Source organism: Asticcacaulis sp. P4_H10 (assembly GCF_056400965.1).
This window is the reverse complement of the sequence record NZ_JBFUKH010000001.1, coordinates 89,643-103,421: the sequence shown is the minus strand read 5'-3', so window position 1 is coordinate 103,421 and position 13,779 is coordinate 89,643. Positions and strand designations below refer to the sequence as shown.

The following is a 13,779-nucleotide window of genomic DNA, read 5'->3' as shown; positions in this document are numbered from 1 at the left end:
CAATCTACCCGAAAACAGCCTTCAATATCTGGCTGCCGCGCTTGGCGGGGCTGCGGCGGATAGCCGTTTCTTCGACGCCGATATAGTGGAACAGCCCGGTTAGAGCATAACTCACTGCGTACTTGCCGAGATAGGTCTTGGCGTCGGTCTTGACCACATTTTGCAGGTTGTTGCGCTTCACGGCGCGATCGAAATAGGTCACGGCGCCGGCCGATTGCAGCGCGTTCTCGACAATCGGCGTGAAGGCGGTCGTCAACCGCGGCGTGGTCGTCGTTTGCAGGTACTCGGTGCCTGCCGTCGGCGCGCCGGTAATGATGCCGACTGCGTCCTTGATCGTCATCGATTTGATCGCATCGTAAAACAGGTCGCGCGCCAGAGGGGCGGCCTGCTCGGCGCCACGGTTGATGCGCAGATGCAGCTCATCGAACACGCCCGACAGCCCCAGCGGCTTGGCCAGCTTCTGTGCCTTGGCCAGCGTCTTTGGCAACGGAATACGCACGACGGAATCACCCCAGTAACCGTCGGTCTTGCCGAGCTTGGTCACTGAGGCGGTCGTGCCGTCGTTCAGCATCTGGCGCAGGGCAGTCTGCGCCTGCTTGTCACCGATAGCCGCGAAGGCTTCGCCCCATCCCGCCGTTCCCGCCAGCCCGGTCAAGCCTGCCAATAAAACGCGCCGATCCATCGTTCGTTCCCCTATTCAGGGAATAACCTACCGCAACGCCCCAACTTGGCAAGGTGGTTAATGGTCGAGTTGGCTCAAGTCGCGCACCGCGCCCGTGTCCGCCGAGGTCACCAAAGCCGCATAGGCCTTGAGCGCGGCGGAAACCGTGCGCTTGCGGTCCGTCGGGGTGTAGGCCGCTTTGCCACGATGCTCTTCAGCGGCGCGGCGCTCGGCGATTTCACGGTCGGAGATCGCCAGGTGGATGGTCCGCGCCGGGATGTCGATTTCGATCGTATCGCCTTCCTTGACCAGCGCGATCAGGCCGCCCGACGCCGCTTCCGGCGAGACGTGGCCGATCGACAGCCCCGAAGTGCCGCCCGAGAACCGGCCGTCGGTCAACAGAGCGCACGCCTTGCCCAGCCCCTTCGACTTCAGATAGGTCGTCGGATAAAGCATTTCCTGCATGCCTGGCCCGCCCTTGGGACCTTCGTAGCGGATGACGACGACGTCGCCTTCCTTGATCTTGTTGGTCAGGACGGCCGAGACGGCGTCGTCCTGGCTCTCGAACACCTTGGCCGTGCCATTGAAGCGCCAGATCGACTCATCAACGCCGGCCGTCTTCACGATGCAGCCCTTTTCGGCGATGTTGCCGTAGAGCACAGCCAGGCCGCCGTCCTTGGTAAAGGCGTTTTCGCGGGAGCGGATGATGCCGTTGACGCGATCGCGGTCCAACTCATCCCAGCGGCGTTCCTGCGAGAAGGCCTGGGTCGTGCGCACGCCGCCCGGCGCCGCCTTGAAGAACTCGGTGACCTCTTCGTCATTGGTCTGGCGGATGTCCCAATAGCTGAGCGCGTGGCCCAGGCTTGGGGCGTGGACCGTCTTGGCGTCGGTATCGAGCAGGCCGCCGCGCGCCAGTTCGCCGAGGATCCCCATAATGCCTCCGGCACGGTGGACGTCTTCGATGTGGACGTTCTGGACTGCGGGCGCGACCTTGCAGATGCACGGCGTGGCGCGCGAAATGCGGTCGATATCCGCCATGGTGAAGTCGACGCCGGCTTCCTGGGCCGCCGCCAGGATATGCAGCACGGTATTGGTCGAACCGCCCATGGCGACGTCAAGCGCCATGGCGTTCTCAAACGCCGCCTTGGTGCAGATTTCGCGCGGCAGGACGGTCGTGTCGTCCTTCTCATAATAGCGCTTGGTGATGTCGACGATCAGCTTGCCGGCGTTCTTGAACAGGGCTTCGCGGTCGGCGTGGGTCGCCAGGGTCGTGCCGTTGCCCGGCAGCGAAAGGCCGAGGGCCTCGGTCAGGCAGTTCATCGAATTGGCGGTGAACATGCCCGAACACGAGCCGCAGGTCGGACAGGCGGCTTCTTCGACGGCCTGGACTTGCGCGTCGGAGATGCGGTCGTCGCCGGCCTGCATCATGGCGTCGACCAGGTCGAGCTTGTGCGTCTTCTGCGCGCCGTCGGCGTCGGGCCACACGACCTTGCCGGCTTCCATCGGGCCGCCGGAAACGAAAACGACCGGGATGTTGATGCGCATGGCGGCCATCAGCATGCCCGGCGTGATCTTGTCGCAGTTGGAGATGCAGACCATGGCGTCGGCGCAGTGCGCATTGACCATATATTCGACGCTGTCGGCGATCAGGTCGCGCGACGGCAGGGAATAGAGCATACCGCCGTGGCCCATGGCGATGCCGTCATCGACCGCGATGGTGTTGAATTCTTTTGCCACGCCGCCGGCGGCTTCGATTTCGCGCGCCACCAGCTGGCCCAGGTCCTTGAGGTGGACGTGACCGGGGACGAACTGGGTGAAGGAGTTAACGACGGCGATAATCGGCTTCTGGAAGTCGCCATCCTTCATGCCGGTCGCCCGCCATAGCGCCCGCGCGCCCGCCATGTTGCGGCCGGCTGTGGTGGTGCGGGAACGATAGGTAGGCATGGCAAGGAACCTTATGAATTTGAATTGGATGAATTCTACTTCCTTCCCCGTTCACGGGGAAGGTGGCATTTGCGGAGCAAATGACGGAAGGGGGAACTTACGGAAGACGTAGCGGGCTGGGCAACTTTAGAAAAAGGCCCCGCCCACCATCTGCTCCGCAGACGGTCCCCCCTCCCCATAAATGGGGAGGGCGAATAGTAGCAGACTATTTGTCATTTCTGATCCCGCCATATCCAGCGCAGGATGTCCGGCAACAACGCCCCGCCGTGCTGATCGGAGTGCGCACCGTCGCCCCAGACATATTTCAGGTCATAGCGATGCGGCCCCAGCTTCCATTGGTCAGCATTGGCATTCGCCCATTCGAGCGACTTGACCATCTGCTGGTTGGCCAAGGGCCAATTGCCGTGTTCGTTGTCGAGATCGTTCGAGCCATCCTGGATGAAGATACGCAAGGGCCGGATCTGCGACTTGCGGATCAGGCCGGGATAGGTGTCTCCGCCAGGCACAAACGGCGTCGTCGCCGTCGCCGGATGCATGCCGATCGACGTGTACGAGCCGATAATGCTGATGACATTGCCAAATGCTTCCGGATGGTTCCAGGCCGCCGTGAAGGCCGCGATGGCGCCTGACGACGTCCCGCCGATAACGCGGCGCTTCGGGTCGGACGTGAAGGCATAGGTCTTGGCGACGTGCGGCAGCAGCTCTTCGGTCAGCATGCGCGCATAGGCGTCCGATAGCGCGTCATATTCTTCAGGGCGATGGTTCGGATTGCTCATCCCCAGATTATCAGGATAGGCCGCGCTGGTATTGCCCGGCGTGACGAAGACGCCGAGCGTCACCGGGATCTCGCCCTTGGCAATCAGGTTATCGAGCACGTTCTGGACGCGCAGCGAACCGTTCGGATTGGTCGCGCGCTGGCCGTCCTGAAAGACCAGCAGGTTCGGCGGGGTCTTGGCGTCGTAACCTGCCGGCACATAGATCCAGTAGCGCCGGACCGTATCGGGAATAAGTTTCGAATGAAACTCGAACGGCCCTTCCAGCCGGCCATGCTTTATATCGGCCTGAACGAGCGAGTCGGCCGTCAGCGGATAATCACCCGCCTTACGCTCCTGCGCCAGGACAGGCGCAGCCAGGCACAGCGCCATAAGGGCTGCGGCGCAAGTCAAACGGGGGATGGCAAAAGGTGCGAACATGTCCTTATGATAGTCTACGTCCGCGCCCACGCAAGCACCCGCCATTTCGTATCATTTTCAACGAGGGCAGAACCTTTCCAGATTCGCCGGAGTCTGGCGGCGTTTTCCGGCAATTGCCGCCTCGACGTGGAAAATAATTTCAAAAACGGCGATATATCCGGTAAATAATTTTGCTGCACCGCCGTAATATCTGGAATGCGCGGAAAATTTTTCCAAAAATGCGTTTGCATTCGCACACTGTTTGAGGTTATACATCTGTAACGGCTTCGTGAGGAGGCCGTTTTGGAGCCCAATCATGACTTCGGCGCGAGCCATAGCGATGGAAAACAAGACCGCTGAGAACCTTAAGGTTCTGAGCATGGGCCTGTTTTCGTCGGCTGTCGTGATTAGCATCGTATCGCTTATTGGGGGCGTACTACGCCCCTTGATGGAGTGGTAGCGAAGGGCTGACCCCACGCTTCTGAGGATTAAACATCCTCCCGCTCCGTAAAACGGGCGGGATTTTTTCGCACATCTCGATATCCGCCCGAACTGAACCCTGAAGACAAAACAGAGACATAACAATGACCGTCCTGACCCAGTTCGACAAAGCCCCCGTCATGAAAGCCCAGAGCGGCTTCGCCATCCTGCATGGTACCTTCGCGCCGGAAGGCTGCGTGGTCCGTCTTGGTGATTTTGCGACCGAAGTGTTCGACGGTCCGGCGCGCGTCTTCTCGGCGGCCGGCGATGCGCTGGAAGCGATTGCCAAAGGCCGCATCCGCGACTGCGATATCCTGATCATCCGCAACGACGCCCGCGACGCCGACCTGTTCGCGACCGGGGGCGTCGCGCAAGTCGCCTCAGCCCTGCAGGCGTCGGGCCTCGACCGCGTCACCGTCATCACCGACGGTCGCATCGGCTCTAGCACAGTCGGCGCGGCCATCGGCAATGTCGCGCCTTCGGCTGCTGACGGCGGCCCGATCGCCTATGCCCAGGACGACGATATCATCCATATCGATATCGCTGGCCGCAGAATCGACATCATGGCGGATATAGACATTCGCCGCGGCGCCCGCCAAAAGAAGGCCGGCGCGAAAATGTTCGGCGCGGCCGCCGAACGCTACGCATCCATGATTTCAACAGGCGCCTAAACCCCGCCTTTTCTAACCTCTCACGACCACGGAGACCATTGTGAAGATCTATACGAATGACGACGTTTCGCCCGACGCGTTCAAGGGCGAACGCATCGCCATCATCGGTTACGGCAGCCAGGGCCGCGCCCACGCCTCGAACCTGAAGGACTCCGGCGCTGACGTCGTCGTTGGCCTGCGTCCCGGTGGTGCTGGCGAAGTCAAGGCCAAGGCTGACGGCCACACGGTTCTGTCGGTTGCAGACGCCTGTAAGGACGCGACCATCATCGCCGTCCTGACGCCGGACATGACCCACGCCGAACTGTACAAGGACGTGATCGAGCCGAACGCCCCGCAAGGCGTCGCCATCCTGTTCGCCCACGGCTTCTCGGTCCTCTACGGCCGCGTCACTCCGCGCGCCGATATGGACGTCATCCTGGTTGCCCCCAAGGGCCCGGGCGACCTGGTCCGCCGCGAATACCAGCGCGGCCGCGGCGTCCCGTCGCTGTTCGCAGTTGACCGCGATGTCACCGGCAAGGCTGCCACGAAGGCCCTCGGCTATGCCCGCGGCATCGGCGGCACCGTTGGCGGCGTCATCGAGACGACCTTCAAGGAAGAAACCGAAACCGATCTGTTCGGCGAACAGGCCGTCCTGTGCGGCGGTACGACCGAACTGATCCTGATGGGTTTCGAAACCCTGGTCGATGCCGGCTACCGTCCGGAAATCGCCTACTTCGAAGTCCTGCACGAACTGAAGCTGATCGTCGACCTGCTGTACGAAGGCGGCTTTGAAAAGATGCACTCGTTCGTTTCGGAAACCTGCAAGTACGGTGACTTGGTTTCGGGCCCGCGCATCATCAACGAAGAAACCCGCGAGCGCATGCAGGAAGTCCTCAACGACATCCAGTCGGGCGACTTTGCCCGCGACTGGATCCTGGAAAACATGGCCGGCCGTCCGCGCTACAATGCGCTGATGAAGCAGGACCTGGATCACCAGATCGAGCACGTTGGCAAGGACCTGCGTTCGCGCATGTCGTGGCTGCAAAACAAGCAATCCGTGGACGCGTAATCGGTCCACACCGCCGCAGGTGGCGGGCCTAGGCGGGCCCGCCACCACCTTTTTCAGAGCCAACCTTTTCTTTTCCTTCCTGTTTACGGGGAAGGTGTCGTTTGCGGAGCAAGCGACGGAAGGGGGGAAGCTTAAGGATCAACAAGAGCGGGAGTTCGGGGCTTTCCCCCTCCCACCGCTTCGCGGTCCCCCCTCCCCGCTTCGCAGGGAGGGAATTATCTGGTTCAACACACCGAAGTTTCAAACGATGAGCAACCAACCATCCGGAGCACAACTGGTCATCTCCACGCTGAAAGCGCTGGGGGTCGAGACCGTATTCGGCTATCCGGGCGGAGCGATCATGCCCATCTACGATGCGCTCGCCGGATCCGGCTTGCAGCACATCCTCGTCCGCCACGAACAGGGCGCAGCCTTTTCCGCCGATGCCTATGCCCGCGCCACGGGGCGCACCGGCGTCTGCATGGCGACCTCAGGCCCCGGCGCCACCAACCTGATCACCGGCATCGCCAATGCCTATATGGACTCCGTGCCGATGGTCTGCATCACCGGCCAGGTCGGCACGCACCTGATGGGCACCGACGGCTTCCAGGAAGTCGATATCCTCGGCATGACGCTGGGGATCGTCAAACACTCCTGGCTGGTCCGCAATCCGGCTGACATCCCCGCCATCCTGGCCGAAGCCTTCGCCATCGCTCGCGAAGGCCGCCCCGGCCCCGTGCTGGTCGACATCCCGCGCGATGTCGCCGCCACCCGCGTCGCCACCAGCGCCGCCGGTGAATTCATCGAATGGACGCCGCCCGCCCCCGACGCCGATGCGATCAAGGCTGCTGAAAAGCTGATCGCCAGTGCCCAGAAGCCGCTCTTTTACGTCGGCGGCGGTGTTGAAATGGCCAATGCCTCGCAGGAGCTGCGTGACCTGGTCGCCCGCACCGGCATCCCGCTTGTTTGCACACTGAAGGGCCTCGGCACCTTGCCGACGACCGATGAGCTGGCGCTGGGCATGCTGGGCATGCACGGCACCCGCGCAGCCAATATCGCCGTCCAGGACGCAGACCTCTTGATCGTGCTGGGCGCACGCTTCGACGACCGCGCCACGGGCAAGCTGAATGCCTTCGCCCCCAATGCCAAGGTCATCCATTTCGATATCGACCGCGCCGAAATCGGCAAGCTGCGCAAGGCCGAGGTCGGCATTGTCGGCGACCTGAAGATCGGCCTGCCGGCGCTGAACCCCAAGGTCGGCCCGATCCAGAAGTGGGTCGAGAAGTGCAAGGCCGACAAGTGGGAGCACCGCTTCCGTTACAATGCGCCGGGCCAGGGCATCTATGCGCCGGGCCTGCTGAAAACCCTGTCCGAAAAGGCCGGTGACAAGTTCATGGTCGCCTGCGACGTCGGCCAGCACCAGATGTGGGTCGCCCAGCACTGCGAATTCCCCAACAACCGTGCCCACCTGACCTCAGGCGGTTCGGGCGCCATGGGCTACGGCTTGCCGGCAGGCCTCGGCGCGAAACTCGGCCGTCCCGAAATGCACGTCGTCACCGTGTCCGGCGACGGCAGCTTCATGATGAACATTCAGGAGATGGCGACGCTCAATCGCTACAACATCCCGCTGAAGATCGTCCTGCTCGACAACTCCTCGCTGGGCCTGGTCCGCCAATGGCAGCAGCTGTTCTTCGAGGAGAACTATTCCGAAATCGACCTGTCGGACAATCCCGACTTCGTCGTCGTCGCCAAGGCGTTCAACCTGGACGCCTTCCGCATCACCCATCGCCATGAGGTCGATGCGGCTCTGGATCGCCTGCTGGCGGCCGAAGGGCCTACACTTTTGCATGTTGTTATCGATCCGCGTGAAAATGTCTGGCCGCTGGTGCCGCCGGGCGCGTCCAACGCGGACATGATGGAGGAGCGCTGGGATGAGCCACTTGATTCATATTGAGCTGGATCGTCTCGAAGGCAGCCTGCTGCGCGTGCTTGGCCTGATCGAGCGCCGCGGCTTCCATATCGATGGCATCGAACTCTTCGATCTCGGCGAGACGAAGCGCGGCCTGAACGTGACCGTGCGTATTCGCGACGCTGCCCGCACCATCGAGACGCTGGGGCTGCAGATCGACCGTCTTTACGGCGTCACGCGCCTCGACGCCGATCCGCGCACCGCCGGCGCCAAGCCTGCCAAGGCAAAGCAGGAGGTCCGGGCGTGAATACGACTTTGAACACAGGAGAGAAGGTTTATCGGGGCCGTGGTCGCGGCCCCGGTCAGGTATGAACACGGCACAACGCATAATCTGATGCGTTCGACAAATCGCCTTTGTGCACTCCGGGAATTGAGAGTACAGAGGCAAAAAAACCGCTGTTGCGGCGGTTCTTGCTCAAATTCATACCGATAAGCTGACACACATGAAAAAGCTCGCTGACAAAATCTGGTTCAATGGCCAAGTCATCAACTGGGAAGACGCGCAAATCCACGTCCTGACCCACGCGCTGCACTATGGCACCTCCGTGTTCGAAGGCATCCGCTGCTACGATACGCCCAACGGCCCGGTCGGCTTCCGCCTGGCGGACCACCTGAAGCGCCTCGAAGACTCCGCCCGCATCTACGGCTTTGTTATCCCCTTCAATCTTGAGCAGATGATCAAGGCGTCGAAGGACATCATCACCGCCAACGGCCTGAAAAGCGCCTACTGGCGTCCGATCGCCTTCCTGGGCGAATGCGGCATGGGCGTGACGCCGAAGCCCGAGAACGTCTCGGTCGACGTCGCCATCGCTGCCTTCCCGTGGGGCGCCTATCTCGGCGAAGAAGGCCTGACCAAGGGCGTCGACGTCTGCATCTCGTCGTGGAACCGCGCCGCACCGAACACCATTCCGGTGATGGCCAAGGCCGGCGGCAACTACCTGTCGTCCTACCTGATCGGCAAGGAAGCCCGTTCGCGCGGCTATGTCGAAGGTATCGGCCTGGGCGTCAACGGCCTGATCTCCGAAGGCGCCGGCGAAAACCTGTTCGTCATGATGAACGGCAAGATCTACACGCCGCCGGTCGCGGCTTCGATCCTGGGCGGCATTACGCGCGACAGCATCATCAAGCTGGCCAAGGCCGATGGCCTGGAAGTGCTTGAGCAGGACCTGCCGCGCGAGATGCTGTACCTGGCCGATGAAATCTTCATGACCGGCACGGCTGCGGAAATCACGCCGATCCGCAGCGTCGACGATATCCCTGTCCGCGCCAATGGCCGCGGCAAGATCACCGCCCGTTTGCAGACCCTGTTCCATGGTCTGTTCAACGGCACTACCGAAGACCGTTTCGGCTGGCTCGACCCGATCGACGCCACCGTTCCGGCGGAATAAATACCGGGTTCGGACGTAAAAGGACTTTCTCGCCGCAACGCAAGTGCGGTGAGAAGATCCTTGTTCCGCACCAACATTGATTGAAAGCCGAGAGACCGATGCCCAAATCGTTGTTTGAAAAAGTGTGGGACGCCCACGTCGTAGAGCCCGAGGCGGCGGATAAGCCCGCGGTCCTCTATATCGACCTGCATCTCGTCCACGAAGTCACAAGCCCGCAGGCGTTTTCCGAACTGGACGCGCGCGGCCTGAAGGTCCGCCGTCCGGACCGGACCTTCGCCACGCTCGATCACTCGATTCCGACCCTGCGCCCCGACGCCGACGGCAACCGTCCGTACGTCACCGCCCAGGCCAAGAAGCAGGTCGAAACGCTGGAAGACAATGCCGCCAAGAACGGCGTGCGCCTGTTCGGCTATGACGCCGAAAACCGTGGCGTCGTCCACGTCATCGGGCCGGAAATGGGCCTGACCCAGCCGGGCTTCACCGTCGTCTGCGGCGACAGCCACACCTCGACCCACGGCGCCTTCGGCTGCATCGCTTTCGGCATCGGCACCTCGGAAGTCGGCCACGTCCTGGCCACCCAGTGCCTAGCCCAGCGCAAGCCCAAGACCATGCGCATCAACGTCACGGGCAAGCTCCAGCCGGGCGTCACCGGCAAGGACGTCGCCCTGACCGTCATCGCCACGCTCGGCTTCTCAGGCGGTACCGGCTACGCGCTGGAATATGCCGGCCCGGTCATCGAAGCGCTCGACATGGAAGGCCGCATGACGGTCTGTAACCTGTCGATCGAAGCCGGCGCCCGCTGCGGCATGATCGCCCCCGACCAGAAGACGGTCGAATGGCTGCGTGGCCGCCAGTACGTGCCGCAAGGCGCTGCCTATGACGAAGCCGCCAAGGGCTGGCTGTCGCTCGCCTCCGACGAAGGCGCTGTCTTCGACAAGGAAATCACCATCGACGGTTCGGCCATCGAGCCCATGGCCACCTGGGGCACCTCGCCCGATCAGGGTGCCGCCATCGCCAAGGGCGTGCCTTTGCCCAAGGGCGAAGATGACGAACGCGCGCTGAAGTACATGAACTTCACCGGCGGTGAGAAGCGCGAGGCCGAAAAGGTCGACGTCGTGTTCATCGGTTCGTGCACCAATGGCCGCATGTCGGACCTGCGCGCCGCCGCCGCCATCATGAAGGGCCGCAAGGTCGCCGACGGCGTCCGCGCCCTGATCGTTCCGGGTTCGGAATGGGTGCGTGTCGAAGCCGAAAAGGAAGGCCTGCACGAGATCTTCCTCGAAGCCGGCGCCGAATGGCGTCTGCCGGGCTGCTCGATGTGCATCGCCATGAACGGCGACTTCGTCCTGCCGGGCCAACTGGCCGTCTCGACCTCCAACCGCAACTTCGAAGGCCGCCAGGGCCCGGGTTCGCGCACCGTGCTGGCTTCGCCAGCCACCGCGGCCGCCTCGGCCATCGCCGGCCACGTCGCCGATCCCCGTCAATTCATGGCGCTTGAGGAAGCTTGATCATGTCCAACCAGGAATCCGCCAACAGCTTCTCGTCGCGCATCGTCGTCCTGCCAGAAGCCAATATCGACACCGACCAGATCATACCCGCGCGCTTTCTGACGACTACGACCAAGGCCGGGCTCGGCAAGGTCGCGTTCAATGACTGGCGTTACAATGCCGATGGTTCGGACAAGGATTTCATCCTCAACACCATCGATCCGAACGAACATCGCGTCCTGGTCGCCGGCAACAATCTCGGCTGTGGCTCGTCGCGCGAACACGCCCCGTGGGCGCTGATGGACTACGGCTTCAAGGCCGTCATCTCGACCGAAATCGCCGACATCTTCAAGTCGAACAGCCTGAAGAACGGCCTGCTGCCGGTCGTGGTCGACAAGGTGACCTATGACAAGCTGCTGGCCAACCCACAGCAACGCGTCACCATCGATCTGGAAAGCTGCGCCCTGACGCTGGAAGACGGCACCGTCTTCACCTTCCAGGTCGAGGAATTCGCGCGCCAGTGTCTGCTGGAAGGCGTGGACGCCATGGGCTGGGTGCTGAAGCGCCTGCCGGCTATCGAAGAATATGAAAAGACCCACGGAAAGGCCGCAGCCTAATGAGCACGTTTAATATCGTCGTCCTGCCGGGTGACGGCATCGGTCCTGAAGTCGCTGCCGCCGGCGTCAACGCGCTGAAGACCATCGGCGACGTCTACGGTCACACCTTCAACTTCGAAGAAAAGCGGATCGGCGGCATCGCCATCGATACCGACAACAACCCCTATCCGGAAGACACCGACCGCGCCTGTCTGGCGGCCGATGCCGTGCTTCTGGGCGCCGTTGGCGGCCCGAAGTGGGACCTGGGCAAGCAACGTCCGGAACAAGGCCTCCTGGCCGTCCGCAAGTCGCTGGGCCTGTTCGCCAACCTGCGTCCGATGGACGTCAAGGCGTCGCAGGTCCACCGCTCGCCGCTGAAGGCCGAAGTGGTCGAAGGCTCGGACATGCTGATCGTCCGCGAACTGACCGGGGGTCTCTATTTCGGCAAGCAGACCCGCACCGAAACCTCGGCCACCGACGAATGCGTGTACACGGTCGCCGAAATCGAACGCGTCGCCCGCGTCGCCTTTGACGCCGCCCGCAAGCGCCGCAACAAGGTGACCTCGGTCGACAAGGCCAATGTCATCGAGACCAGCCGCCTGTGGCGCGAGACGGTCATCCGCCTGCACCGCGAAGAATATAATGATGTCGAGCTGGAACACGCCCTGGTCGACTCGATGGCCATGCACCTGGTCACCCGGCCGCGCTCTTTCGATGTCGTTGTGACCGAGAACATGTTCGGCGACATCCTGTCCGACCTCGCCTCGGTCCTGCCGGGCTCTATCGGCCTGCTGGGTTCGGCGTCGCTCGGCGCGACCGGCAAGGGTCTCTATGAGCCGATCCACGGCTCTGCACCGGACATCGCCGGCAAGGACCTGGCCAACCCGATCGGCACGCTGAAGTCGGTCGCCATGATGCTGCGTTTCTCGCTGAACCTGATGACCGAAGCCGATGCGCTCGACACCGCTATCGATGCGGTCGTTGAAAAGGGCGTGCTGACGCGCGACCTGGGCGGCACGGCCTCGGGCACACAGGTCGCCAAGGCGATCAACGACCAGATCCGTGAGCAGGCATTGACCAACGCTTAACAGCTCTTATCTAGAGTTCAGAGACCACCTCGCAAAGGTGAACTGGCCCCGGCAAGCGTAAAGCTTCCGGGGCTCTTTGTTTATGGAAACACGTCTTCGAACGACTCCACGCCCTCGATCTCAAGGCATTTCAGCCGCGCCGTATCACCCGCAATCAGGCTCACACGCGATTTCGGCACCTTCAAAACTTTAGCAATAAAAACAATAAGCGCAGCATTCGCCTGCCCTTCAATGGGGGCAGCACGCACGCGAACCTTCAGGAAGCGCCGGCCATGTCCGTCCGCGTCCCAGCCATCGATGCGATCCACCGAGGCCTTGGGCGTCAGCCGGACGAAGAGCCGGCTCACCTCAACCAATCAAGGCTTGCAGGGCAACAAAGGCTTTCGGCAACAACGCCGTGCGCACGGCATAGATCAACAGGCCGACCAGAAAGACGCTCAGATCGAGACCGCCAAAGCTGGGAATAATGCGGCGGACGGGCTCCAGCATCGGATTTACCAGCATCTCGAGCATGCGCCAGATTTGGTAGACCGCAGCATTGCGGGTGTTGACGACGTTGAAGCTGATGAGCCAGCTGAGCACAACATAGACAAAGAGCGTCAGCATCATGAAGCCCAAGATGCCATCCAGGATTATGTAAATAAAGTAAGCCATCCGCTTCCCTAACCTTCGCGCCGCAGACCGTTCAAACAAACGGTAGATATAGGAGATTCCCTAAGCTGCACAAGTTAAGGACGGCTTGACAGGCCTGCATCGTGGGTTAAAAGGTGCGCTCCGGATCGGAATGGGGCTATAGCTCAGTTGGTAGAGCGCCTCGTTCGCAATGAGGAGGCCAGCGGTTCGAATCCGCTTAGCTCCACCATTCCGTCACGGGTTTTCCTCGTCATACAGCTTTCGTTCGGTACACTTCCGCTAATACTGGATGCCGCACGTCAAAAGGGCTTGGCTCCGCCAGCAGTCCTTCCGCATCCAAGCGACATCATCTTAGATCGCAAAACGCGGAGGTATCGGCTGCATGGGCCATATGACGCGGAGGACCTAGAGGTCGAGAAGTGCCAAGATGCCATTCGGTTGTGGCTGCTCCTGCAATCGGCTCAGTTCTATCGCCGCGATGTCCCGAAAGGACAAGAGAAGCCCTGCCCTTGGATGACCCTGGCTTGGGTAGTCGACGCTGAAATGCCGCCGAGTTACCGCTGGTCGATGGAACGTGCCACGCGCCTCATGTTGGAGTATCAGGTCTTGAACAAGAAGCAGTACATGGCGGAGTCTCTGTTTTAGGAATAATTGTTTGTCTGA

14 protein-coding genes and 1 tRNA gene are annotated in these 13,779 nt (G+C 61.8%); 9 read left to right on the top strand and 6 right to left on the bottom strand.

Going from position 1 to position 13,779, the window contains the following annotated elements:
• Nucleotides 1-4: 4 nt before the first annotated feature.
• The 4 genes from AC1DON_RS00405 to AC1DON_RS00390 all read right to left on the bottom strand — a co-directional run bounded on the left by AC1DON_RS00405 (nucleotide 5) and on the right by AC1DON_RS00390 (nucleotide 4,128).
• A complete protein-coding gene (locus AC1DON_RS00405; protein ID WP_476932755.1) occupies nucleotides 5-682 on the bottom strand; it encodes a DUF4197 domain-containing protein in 678 nt (225 codons plus the stop codon).
• 57 nt (nucleotides 683-739) lie between these two features.
• The gene (gene ilvD / locus AC1DON_RS00400) at nucleotides 740-2,605 is read right to left on the bottom strand and encodes a dihydroxy-acid dehydratase (protein ID WP_476932754.1); all 1,866 of its coding nucleotides are present in this window, start codon (nucleotides 2,603-2,605) and stop codon (nucleotides 740-742) included.
• A 212-nt stretch (nucleotides 2,606-2,817) separates the two neighbouring features.
• On the bottom strand, nucleotides 2,818-3,828 hold the full coding sequence (locus AC1DON_RS00395; RefSeq protein ID WP_476932753.1) for an alpha/beta hydrolase: 1,011 nt from the start codon (nucleotides 3,826-3,828) through the stop codon (nucleotides 2,818-2,820).
• Between the two features lie 27 nt (nucleotides 3,829-3,855).
• Nucleotides 3,856-4,128, bottom strand: a complete 273-nt coding sequence (locus AC1DON_RS00390; protein WP_476932752.1) for a hypothetical protein — start codon at nucleotides 4,126-4,128, stop codon at nucleotides 3,856-3,858.
• A gap of 233 nt (nucleotides 4,129-4,361) precedes the next feature.
• On the opposite strand from AC1DON_RS00390, the gene AC1DON_RS00385 reads away from it, so the two are divergent.
• From AC1DON_RS00385 to leuB, 8 genes are all read left to right on the top strand, one after another.
• Nucleotides 4,362-4,928 carry a hypothetical protein gene (locus AC1DON_RS00385; RefSeq protein WP_476932751.1) on the top strand — a complete coding sequence of 189 codons (567 nt, stop codon included), beginning with the start codon at nucleotides 4,362-4,364 and terminating at the stop codon, nucleotides 4,926-4,928.
• A 40-nt stretch (nucleotides 4,929-4,968) separates the two neighbouring features.
• On the top strand, nucleotides 4,969-5,976 hold the full coding sequence (gene ilvC, locus AC1DON_RS00380) for a ketol-acid reductoisomerase (protein WP_476932750.1): 1,008 nt from the start codon (nucleotides 4,969-4,971) through the stop codon (nucleotides 5,974-5,976).
• A 247-nt stretch (nucleotides 5,977-6,223) separates the two neighbouring features.
• Entirely contained in the window at nucleotides 6,224-7,909 is a 1,686-nt protein-coding gene (ilvG, locus tag AC1DON_RS00375; protein ID WP_476932749.1) for an acetolactate synthase 2 catalytic subunit, read from the top strand.
• The gene (locus tag AC1DON_RS00370; protein WP_476932748.1) at nucleotides 7,887-8,171 is read left to right on the top strand and encodes an ACT domain-containing protein; all 285 of its coding nucleotides are present in this window, start codon (nucleotides 7,887-7,889) and stop codon (nucleotides 8,169-8,171) included. Before ilvG ends, AC1DON_RS00370 begins: the two co-directional genes overlap by 23 nt.
• 196 nt (nucleotides 8,172-8,367) lie before the next feature.
• Complete coding sequence (locus AC1DON_RS00365; RefSeq protein ID WP_476932747.1) at nucleotides 8,368-9,312, top strand: branched-chain amino acid transaminase; 945 nt, start codon at nucleotides 8,368-8,370, stop codon at nucleotides 9,310-9,312.
• A gap of 98 nt (nucleotides 9,313-9,410) precedes the next feature.
• Entirely contained in the window at nucleotides 9,411-10,820 is a 1,410-nt protein-coding gene (gene leuC / locus AC1DON_RS00360) for a 3-isopropylmalate dehydratase large subunit (protein ID WP_476932746.1), read from the top strand.
• A gap of 2 nt (nucleotides 10,821-10,822) precedes the next feature.
• Entirely contained in the window at nucleotides 10,823-11,416 is a 594-nt protein-coding gene (leuD, locus tag AC1DON_RS00355) for a 3-isopropylmalate dehydratase small subunit (protein ID WP_476932745.1), read from the top strand.
• Complete coding sequence (gene leuB / locus AC1DON_RS00350) at nucleotides 11,416-12,483, top strand: 3-isopropylmalate dehydrogenase (RefSeq protein WP_476932744.1); 1,068 nt, start codon at nucleotides 11,416-11,418, stop codon at nucleotides 12,481-12,483. The genes leuD and leuB overlap by 1 nt, the downstream gene beginning before the upstream one ends.
• A gap of 80 nt (nucleotides 12,484-12,563) precedes the next feature.
• On the opposite strand, the gene AC1DON_RS00345 is transcribed toward leuB, so the two are convergent.
• Together AC1DON_RS00345 and AC1DON_RS00340 are read right to left on the bottom strand one after the other, a co-directional pair.
• Complete coding sequence (locus AC1DON_RS00345; protein WP_476933457.1) at nucleotides 12,564-12,830, bottom strand: DUF167 family protein; 267 nt, start codon at nucleotides 12,828-12,830, stop codon at nucleotides 12,564-12,566.
• Nucleotide 12,831: 1 nt separating this feature from the next.
• Complete coding sequence (locus tag AC1DON_RS00340) at nucleotides 12,832-13,137, bottom strand: YggT family protein (protein WP_476932743.1); 306 nt, start codon at nucleotides 13,135-13,137, stop codon at nucleotides 12,832-12,834.
• A 132-nt stretch (nucleotides 13,138-13,269) separates the two neighbouring features.
• On the opposite strand from AC1DON_RS00340, the gene AC1DON_RS00335 reads away from it, so the two are divergent.
• Nucleotides 13,270-13,345, top strand: a tRNA-Ala gene (locus AC1DON_RS00335).
• The last annotated feature ends 434 nt before the right edge of the window (nucleotides 13,346-13,779 follow it).

Excerpts from the sequence above, each read along its gene's own strand:
- AC1DON_RS00370 (WP_476932748.1), top strand. The coding sequence starts at position 7,887 with ATGAGCCACTTGATTCATATTGAGCTGGATCGTCTCGAAGGCAGCCTG.
- ilvD (WP_476932754.1), bottom strand. The coding sequence starts at position 2,605 with ATGCCTACCTATCGTTCCCGCACCACCACAGCCGGCCGCAACATGGCG.
- AC1DON_RS00405 (WP_476932755.1), bottom strand. The coding sequence starts at position 682 with ATGGATCGGCGCGTTTTATTGGCAGGCTTGACCGGGCTGGCGGGAACG.
- ilvG (WP_476932749.1), top strand. The coding sequence starts at position 6,224 with ATGAGCAACCAACCATCCGGAGCACAACTGGTCATCTCCACGCTGAAA.
- AC1DON_RS00385 (WP_476932751.1), top strand. The coding sequence starts at position 4,362 with ATGACCGTCCTGACCCAGTTCGACAAAGCCCCCGTCATGAAAGCCCAG.
- AC1DON_RS00365 (WP_476932747.1), top strand. The coding sequence starts at position 8,368 with ATGAAAAAGCTCGCTGACAAAATCTGGTTCAATGGCCAAGTCATCAAC.
- leuD (WP_476932745.1), top strand. The coding sequence starts at position 10,823 with ATGTCCAACCAGGAATCCGCCAACAGCTTCTCGTCGCGCATCGTCGTC.
- leuC (WP_476932746.1), top strand. The coding sequence starts at position 9,411 with ATGCCCAAATCGTTGTTTGAAAAAGTGTGGGACGCCCACGTCGTAGAG.
- AC1DON_RS00340 (WP_476932743.1), bottom strand. The coding sequence starts at position 13,137 with ATGGCTTACTTTATTTACATAATCCTGGATGGCATCTTGGGCTTCATG.
- leuB (WP_476932744.1), top strand. The coding sequence starts at position 11,416 with ATGAGCACGTTTAATATCGTCGTCCTGCCGGGTGACGGCATCGGTCCT.